Source organism: Achromobacter semiaridum (assembly GCF_053543755.1).
This window is the reverse complement of record NZ_JBLVOL010000068.1, coordinates 1-7,805: the sequence shown is the minus strand read 5'-3', so window position 1 is coordinate 7,805 and position 7,805 is coordinate 1. Positions and strand designations below refer to the sequence as shown.

General features: G+C 63.0%; 5 protein-coding genes and 1 pseudogene. 3 read left to right on the top strand and 3 right to left on the bottom strand.

Annotated elements, in window-relative coordinates; all coding sequences use genetic code 11:
* A pseudogene (locus ACNPP0_RS18860) lies at positions 1–194 on the top strand (hypothetical protein); the annotation flags it as partial.
* A gap of 51 nt (positions 195–245) precedes the next feature.
* Here the strand turns inward: ACNPP0_RS18860 and ACNPP0_RS18855 are convergent.
* Together ACNPP0_RS18855 and ACNPP0_RS18850 are read right to left on the bottom strand one after the other, a co-directional pair.
* On the bottom strand, positions 246–2,615 hold the full coding sequence (locus tag ACNPP0_RS18855) for a DUF3772 domain-containing protein (RefSeq protein ID WP_448706694.1): 2,370 nt from the start codon (positions 2,613–2,615) through the stop codon (positions 246–248).
* Between the two features lie 275 nt (positions 2,616–2,890).
* Positions 2,891–3,817, bottom strand: coding sequence for a LysR family transcriptional regulator (locus ACNPP0_RS18850; protein WP_332613319.1), 927 nt, complete (start codon positions 3,815–3,817; stop codon positions 2,891–2,893).
* Positions 3,818–4,074: 257 nt separating this feature from the next.
* Between ACNPP0_RS18850 and scpC the strand changes: the two genes are divergently transcribed.
* Complete coding sequence (gene scpC, locus ACNPP0_RS18845; RefSeq protein WP_448706693.1) at positions 4,075–5,592, top strand: succinyl-CoA:acetate CoA-transferase ScpC; 1,518 nt, start codon at positions 4,075–4,077, stop codon at positions 5,590–5,592.
* Between the two features lie 7 nt (positions 5,593–5,599).
* Here scpC and ACNPP0_RS18840 read toward each other — a convergent pair whose 3' ends face one another.
* Positions 5,600–6,562, bottom strand: a complete 963-nt coding sequence (locus tag ACNPP0_RS18840; RefSeq protein ID WP_332613321.1) for a LysR substrate-binding domain-containing protein — start codon at positions 6,560–6,562, stop codon at positions 5,600–5,602.
* 126 nt (positions 6,563–6,688) lie between these two features.
* Between ACNPP0_RS18840 and ACNPP0_RS18835 the strand changes: the two genes are divergently transcribed.
* Complete coding sequence (locus tag ACNPP0_RS18835; protein ID WP_448706692.1) at positions 6,689–6,955, top strand: isoleucyl-tRNA synthetase; 267 nt, start codon at positions 6,689–6,691, stop codon at positions 6,953–6,955.
* Positions 6,956–7,805 lie beyond the last annotated feature (850 nt).

Genomic DNA, 7,805 nt, shown 5'->3' with positions numbered 1-7,805 from the left:
CCGCGGGTTCGCCCGCCGCGGGTTCGCCCGCCGCACCCGTGCAATCCCAGGCGCAATTGCGCCCGCTTGCAACCACCGCCGCCTTGCAAGCAGTGCCGGTGCAAGCCGCGCAGACCACCGCGCTGGCCTCGCCGCCGCTGCGCAATCCGCGCTTGGAACGCCAGCGCTTCGCCGACCTGTATTCGCCAGGATGAATCGGGATGACCGGCTTGAAGCGGGGCGTAGCGCGATGAACCGGCTGGCGCCTACGCCGAGGGCGGAGGCGCGACGGCCGCGGTGGGTTCGGGCGGGTTCGGCGGGCCAGGGGGGGCGGATGCCAACAGCATGGTGGGCGGCGACGAAACCTCCAGGCCCGCGTCGTGCAGACGCTTGAGGACGGTGAACAACAGGGCGCTGCGCACGCCGTAGGCCGCGCGCGGCGACGATACATAGCCCTTGGCGTTAAAGATCAGATGGCCGTTTTCCAGGCCGTCCAAAAACACATTGGGAGCCGGGGTGTCCAGCACGTCTTCGTGGTCGGCAAAGGCTTGCAGCATCAGTTCGCGCACCGCTTCGGCGTCCGTCGACAGCGGCAGCGGCAGCTTGATCTGCACCAAGCCAAGCGGATTGGAGCGCGTCACGTTGCGCACCGTCTTGGTCACGAATTCCGAGTTTGGAACGATCACGGTGGACCGGTCGCCCATCTGGATTTCGGTGGCACGCACGTTGATGCGCAGGATGTCGCCCTCGACGCCGCCCAGCGATACCCAGTCGCCCACCTTGACCGGTCGTTCGGCCAGCAGGATCAGGCCGGACACAAAGTTCTGCACCACGGCTTGCAGGCCAAAACCGATACCCACCGACAGTGCGCTGGCAATCCACGCCACCCGTTCCAGGCCGATGCCGGCGGCGGATAGCGACAGGGCGAAAGAAATCACAAAGCCCGCGTAGCCGAACAAGGTGGCTGCCGACAGCTGCATGCCCGGGTCCAGTTCGGTGGTGGGCAGATATCGGTTCGACAGCCAACGCTTAAGCACCTTGACGCTAAGCAGTGACAAGGCCAGCACCAAAAGGGCCTGTAATACGGCGCCCGGCCGGATCTGCGCTTCCCCAATCGCCAGGCCCTTGCGCAGCTGGTCAAAGCGCTGGAGCAGGTCCATCGGCCCTTCGCCAAACGGCGCCAGCAGCAGAATGATGGCAAGCAGACCCACCACCACGCGGCCCACGCCGGACAGCAATACGGCCGCCTGGTCGCGCAGGCTGGGACCTTCGCGCTCGCCTTCCCGATGCGATGTGCCCAGCAGTGTGCTGAAGCCGTCTTCGATCAGCGTTGACAACAGGTAGGCGGACGCCATCACGATCAGCACCCACAGCACTTGTTTGGCCAGGAACGCGCCGAAGGCCACGTAGCCCGCCAGCAAGCTGGCCATGCCCAGGATCAGCACAGCCCACACCGCGCCCAGCAATAGCGACACCCAGAATGGCGCGGGCGCTTCGCTTTCCTGAACGATCTTGCGCCGCAAGCGCCGGCCGATGGCCAGCACGGTGCTCATGGTTGCCATGATCAGCACGGCCACGATACCGGTCAGCGTGATCGTCGTGGTCAGGCTGGCGTTAAGCAGAACGGGCAGGCGTTCAGCCAGCCAGATCATGACAACCAGGGTGCCCAGCAGGTTGGGCAGCCAATGCAGGCGCGCGGCCACCAGGTCGTTGATGGGCGGCAGGCGCCACGACGGCCGGTTGCGCGACAGCAGCGCATTGCCCAGCCCCGACACGTAGCCGCCGAAACAGACCGTGGCCACCAGCGTCGCCAACAGCGAGGCCGTGTTGTCGGACAGCTGCGAATTCCAGTCCAGGCCGGTATGGATCAGCAGGGCGATAACGCCAGGCGTTGCCACCGACAGCATCACCTGCGCCACGGCCAGGAACGAGCGACGCAGGCGGCCCGGCGGCACGCGCGTCGCGGTCAGCTTGAGGATCAGGCGGCCGATCCAGATTCGCAGTGCGATCACCAACGCCGCCATGGCAATCAGCAGCAGCCAGCCCCATTTCGGCGTCTGCCCCACGGCGGTGGACAGGTCGTCGCCCAAAGCTTCCAGGCGTTCCAGGTCGCGCGGGAATTCCGAACGGAATTCCGTCCAGAACTGGCCCGACAGAAAAGAATCGCGTCGCTCGCCCATGCGCGCCTGGAACTGGGTGCGCCGCTGCGCGGAAATCTGTTCAGCGGTTTGGCCGGCGTCCACGGACAGCAGCCGTGCCAGCTTCAATTGTGCGTCCAGGGCGCGGCTGTTCTTTTCCAATTGCGCGCGCTGGGCCGCCACGTCTGGCGCTTCTTTCGCGCCGTCGGGCGGTGCGCCCAATTCGCTCAACCTAGCGGTTACGCTGGCCAGCTGCGGGGTCAGCGCTTCGGTGGCCGCGTCGGCCTTGGACTGGATGTCCAGTGCGTCGCCGCGTTGCTTGACCAGGGCGGCGTCGTCGGTCTCGTCGGTAAAGCGCTTGCGGATCTCGTCGATCTGCTTGCGAGCCGCAGCCAGCACCGCTTCGGTTTCAGTGGGGTTGGGGGGCGGCGCCGCAAAGGCGGGCATCAAGGACAGCGACAGCAGTATCGCGGCGAAGAAAGCGGCGAACCGGGGCATGCGCCATTGGCGCAGGCTGGGGAAAAAAGGGCAGGGGATGGGGGTCATATTCCGGGGGCGAATCACTCGCGTCGAGGCGGCAGCATAACAAGCCGCGGGCCCCACCGTTGCAACAAAAATAGTGCTGTGTCCCCGGTTCAGAAATCCTCTTGTGGGACGGTAAGCCGGGCTTACCCGGGCCGGATAAACAGGGGCAGATGCCGTCGGGAAGGGCGGGGCGGCGCCGCTTGATCCGGTGCCTTCGCAAATCCTGTTTACCAGGCCAACGTTTGGATTCAATCGGCGCGCGGCGCCAGACCCCTTGCGACAGTCTTTTTGGGCTTGCCCAGGACGGCGTCGCAGACTTCAAGCCAGGCGCGCGCGGCGAATGACAGGTAGCCGGAACGCAACCAGATATGGCCCACTTCCCATTGCATGCCGGACTTGGCCAGCTTGGCAGTGCTGAGCCCCCGCGTTTTGATGCGCTGCATCAGCGGTTCAGGCAGCAGCGCCACGCCCAGTCCGGCTGACGCCATCGCCACCAAAAAGTCCCAGTGCGCGCTTTGGGCCGCGATGCTGGGCTGAAAACCCGCGTCGGCAAACGCCTGGCGCAACCGGCGGGTGATGGCGAAGTCGTCGGTGGGGATCAGCAGCCGCCCGTCCCGCAGGGCGCTAAGGGGCAACGACGTCTTTCCCGCCCAGGGCGCATCTGGCGGCCCGATTACCCAGATCGGGTAGCTGCCGAAAGGCTGGGCGGCCAGCCCACTGTCTGGCGCGATTGGCAGAATGGTGGCGCCTACCTCGAGTTCCCCGCTGGCGACCAGCCCCTCGACGGCTTGGCCGGTGCCCTCCCGCAAGGTCAGATGGATGCCGGGATGCAGTTCTCGAAACCGCTTGACCACCGGCGTGAACAACAGATTGATCATGGGCGGAATACCCACTTCCAGCGCGCCCCGCCGCACGTCGGCGGTCTGGCGCAGCTCTTCGGTGAGTTGGCGCATGGTCTCCAGCACCTGCAAGCCGCGCAAATACATCACGCGCCCGGTATCGGTGGGCCGGGCGGTGTGCCCATCGCGAATCAGCAGCGGCGTGCCGGCTTCTTCCTCCAGCTGGCGGATCATTTTGCTGACCGTGGATTGCGTCACGAACAACGCCTTGGCCGCTTGCGTGAAGCTGGCGTGCCTGACCGTTTCAACGAAATACCGCAATGCGCGCACGTCCATGGCGGCAGGCTCCCGGTGCGCTTGCGTGCGCAATGACTCTTCAAACGATGAAAAAAACGACTGATTTGAATGATTTTAAGTCATTACGAGATTTAAGCGCGCCTTCCTATACTGCGGAAAATTCGTCCCGGGCAGCGGTGATTTCGTGTGCCTGTGCCGGGATATCGGGAAACGCCGCGTCAGACGGCGCCCGGACGCGCCATGCCGTCATGATTGCGTCCGGCCGCAAGCCGTTGGCCTTTAAATGTGGAGACACCATGCATTCCGACCGTATTCGCCATCCCGCGTTGCTCGCCAGGATCACGTCCGCCGACCAGGCGGCATTGCTGATCAAGGACGGCATGACCGTCGGAATGAGCGGTTTTACGCGCGCGGGCGACTGTAAATCCGTGCCGGCCGCGCTAGCCAGCCGTGCCGAACGCGAGCGGCTGTCGATTACCTTGGTCACCGGTGCGTCGCTGGGTCATGACACCGACAAGATGCTGGCCCAGGCGAACGTGTTGTCGCGTCGCATGCCGTTCCAGGTCGACACCACGTTGCGGCGCAAGATCAACCAGGGCGATATTGCCTTCATCGATCAACATCTGTCCGAAACGGTGGAGCAGTTGCGTGCCGGCCATATCGGCCCGATCGACGTGGCGATTATCGAAGCGGCTGCCATTACCGAAACGGGCGCAATCGTGCCGACGATGTCGGTGGGCAATTCGGCGTCGTTTGCGCAGCAGGCCGACCACATCATCATCGAATTGAACCTGGGGATCCCCGCTGCCATTGAAGGGCTGCACGACATTTACGTGCCCGCCGATCGCCCCGCGCGCCAGCCCATCGGCCTGGTGAGGCCCGACCAACGTATCGGCCAGCCGTTTATCCAGGTGGACCCGGACAAGATCGCCGCGATCGTGATTACGCACGAGCCGGACAGCCCATCCAACGCCTTGCCGCCCGACGACGAAACCAATGCCATCGCCGGCCATATCAATACGTTTCTGCGCGGGGAAGTGGACGCCGGCCGGCTGACCAACGCGTTATTGCCGTTGCAGGCCGGCATCGGCACCATCGCCAATGCCGTGCTGCACGGGTTTGAATCCTCGGACTTCGAGGCGCTGACGATGTACTCGGAAGTGCTGCAGGACAGCGCCATTCAATTGCTGGATCAGGGCAAGCTGGCGTTTGCGTCGGCCTCGTCCATTACTGTGTCCAAGCCGGTGTACGACAAGATCCTGGCAAACCTGGAGCATTATCGCGAACGCATCGTGCTGCGCCCGCAAGAAATCAGCAATGCGCCCGAAGTCGTTCGTCGGCTGGGCATTATCGCCATCAATACGGCATTGGAATTCGACATCTACGGCAATGTGAATTCGACCCACGTCGGCGGTACGCACATGATGAACGGCATCGGAGGCTCGGGCGACTTCGCGCGCAATGCGCATTTGGCCATCTTCGTGTCCAAGTCGATGGCCAAGGGCGGTGATATCTCAAGCGTTGTGCCCATGGTGTCGCATGTGGACCATACCGAGCACGATGTAGACGTGCTGGTGACGGAATGCGGCCTGGCCGACCTGCGCGGCTTGGCGCCACGTGAACGCGCCCACGCCATTATTCAGAATTGCGTGCACCCGTCCTACCGTGCGGCGCTGCAGGATTATTTTGATCGCGCGTGCCAGCGCGGCGGCCAAACCCCGCATCTGCTGGAAGAGGCATTCTCGTGGCATCAGCGTTTCAACGAAACGGACTCGATGCGGGCTGACAAGCCGGCGACTCGTAAAGCCGCTTAAGCCGGCGTCACCGGTGGGCTGGCCCCGCGTCCGTGCCCATGCCCATGCCCGTGTCCGTGTCGGCCGAAGGCGTAACCAGCGCGCAGCGGGACAACTCCAGCTCTTCGTGCAGCCACTGTTTCAACGCGACAAGCGGCGCCCACTCGCGCAGGCTTGGCGGATAAACCAAGTGGTAGGTCTGCGCCTGCTCATAGTGCACACGCATGGGCGACACGCGCACGAGCCGTCCCGCGCAAAGCGCATCTGCCGCGAGTAGCTCGCGGCCAAGGGTGATGCCCAGCCCTTGTTCGGCGGCCTGCAACATCATGCCGGCGTCGTTGAACGTGGCGACGGGCGTAACCAGAGTGCGCAGACCCGCCGCGTTGAACCAGTGTTGCCACATTTCGCGCTCACCCAGCAGCGGCTGGCGGGCCAGTGTTGCAGCCGTGTCGTCTTCCAGCGAGGCGGCGGTTTCTGGCGACGCCAAGGCGATCAAGGGCAACGGCATGTCGAACAACGGTTCGGACTCCACGCCCGCCCATGGTCCGCGGCCAAATCGCAGGGCCGCATGAAACCCGTCCCGGACCAGATCGACCACCTGCTGGGACGTCTCGATCTCAAGCGACACGCCCGGATGGCGCACACGCCAACGCGCCATGCGCGGCAATAGCCAACGCTGCGCGAATGACGGCAGTACCGACACGCGCAGCCGTTGTTCACTACCGGTAGCCGATGCGGCGGCCGCCATGACGCCTTCGTCCAGCAGCGCCAGCGCGCTTTGCACGCTGCACAGCAACGCCGCGCCGGCGCTATTCAAGACAATGCCGCGTCCGCTGCGTTCGAACAGCGCGAAACCCAGCTGTTCTTCCAACCCCTTGATCTGCTGGCTGACCGCGCTATGCGTCAAATGCAGGCGCTCGGCAGCGGCCCGCAGGTTCTGCAATTCGGCGACGGCCCTGAAAGCGGGCAGGGTGTTCAGCGGGAGGCGCATTGCGAAATATCCGGGCTCAAAGATTTGGTTAGCGTAACTGACCAATATGCGGAAAACAATTGGATTTTCACCCGGGCTTTGGGCGGCTACGCTTACCGAATCGTCATACGCAATAAGGAGACGGTCATGTCTGCCCAACTTACACCCGCTTCACCGTCACTCCAGGCTGCCGCGTGCGGCGGGCAACCAAGCTTGCCTGCCGGCGCCGGGTTGCTGTCCCTGCTGTGGGCGGCGTTCCAACTATGGCGCATGCAATCGCGCGTGCGCAAGCTCGCCGCCGACATGGACCCGCGCATCATGGAAGACGTCGGTGTGCCGGACTGGCTGGTTCATGAGACGACCGTACACCGAGATCTGGCGCGTCTGCGCAATGTGGACTATCTGCGCTGGTAGACGTTTTTCGGCTATAAGCCCGCCCGCGCTTCATCTCTATATATAGAGGGCTGGGGCGGCGAGCCATGGCCCCTATATAGAGAGAGGGATGGTCGGCGCTCGACCGAGTGCAAGGGCTAACTCGATATTTGAGGCGCCGTCATGACAAGCCCAAAACATATGCTATAGTCTCGCTCCTTCGCAGTTCAGACACTTTGAACCGCGAAGCCAAGCAGTACGACGGGCTTCGGCCTGCCGCCAAGTAGCCAGCGATGGCCGCCAAGCGGGATTGCAAGGATCGGTGCAAATCAGGCAAAAGCCAGTTGCACTTTCTGCAAAAATCGTGCTATAGTCTTGGGCTTGGCTGGTGATGACGAGTAAGGGTTTACCCGGATCGATATCGCAAGTCATCTGAGCAGTGCCCGGCCTCTGGTTTTCAGGGTCGCCGCTAGCGAAAGCCGGTGGCGGGGTTGCAAGATAGGATGCAAATTAGGCAAGAGCCGGTTGCATAATCTGCAAAAGTCGTGTTATAGTTTCAGGCTTGGCAGTTGCCGAAAACTTAGGGTTTACCCGATGGGTGGTTCTGATGTTTCGATAGCTGCTAAAGAGAGCGGACCTGAAGAGGTCGCGGGCAAGAAAGCGGTGGCGCGAAAGCGAACGAAGCTGACTTGACAAGCGATAAAAACTTCTTCATAATCTCGCCTCTCTGCTGCTGAAAACAGCAAGCGACGCAAAGCGAAAGCCGCGCAGCGCTGGCAGGATCAGCAGGTGGCAGTAAGTAGTTTGTAGTACCGAATTTGCAGTACCGCTCTTTAACAATTAAACAACCGATAAGTGTGGGCGCTTGATGCGATGCACTGTGATTCAGGTC

What these genes read in the sequence shown, in the direction of transcription:
- ACNPP0_RS18855 (WP_448706694.1), bottom strand. Translation starts at nt 2,615, where the DNA reads ATGCCCCGGTTCGCCGCTTTCTTCGCCGCGATACTGCTGTCGCTGTCC.
- ACNPP0_RS18850 (WP_332613319.1), bottom strand. Translation starts at nt 3,817, where the DNA reads ATGGACGTGCGCGCATTGCGGTATTTCGTTGAAACGGTCAGGCACGCC.
- scpC (WP_448706693.1), top strand. Translation starts at nt 4,075, where the DNA reads ATGCATTCCGACCGTATTCGCCATCCCGCGTTGCTCGCCAGGATCACG.
- ACNPP0_RS18840 (WP_332613321.1), bottom strand. Translation starts at nt 6,562, where the DNA reads ATGCGCCTCCCGCTGAACACCCTGCCCGCTTTCAGGGCCGTCGCCGAA.
- ACNPP0_RS18835 (WP_448706692.1), top strand. Translation starts at nt 6,689, where the DNA reads ATGTCTGCCCAACTTACACCCGCTTCACCGTCACTCCAGGCTGCCGCG.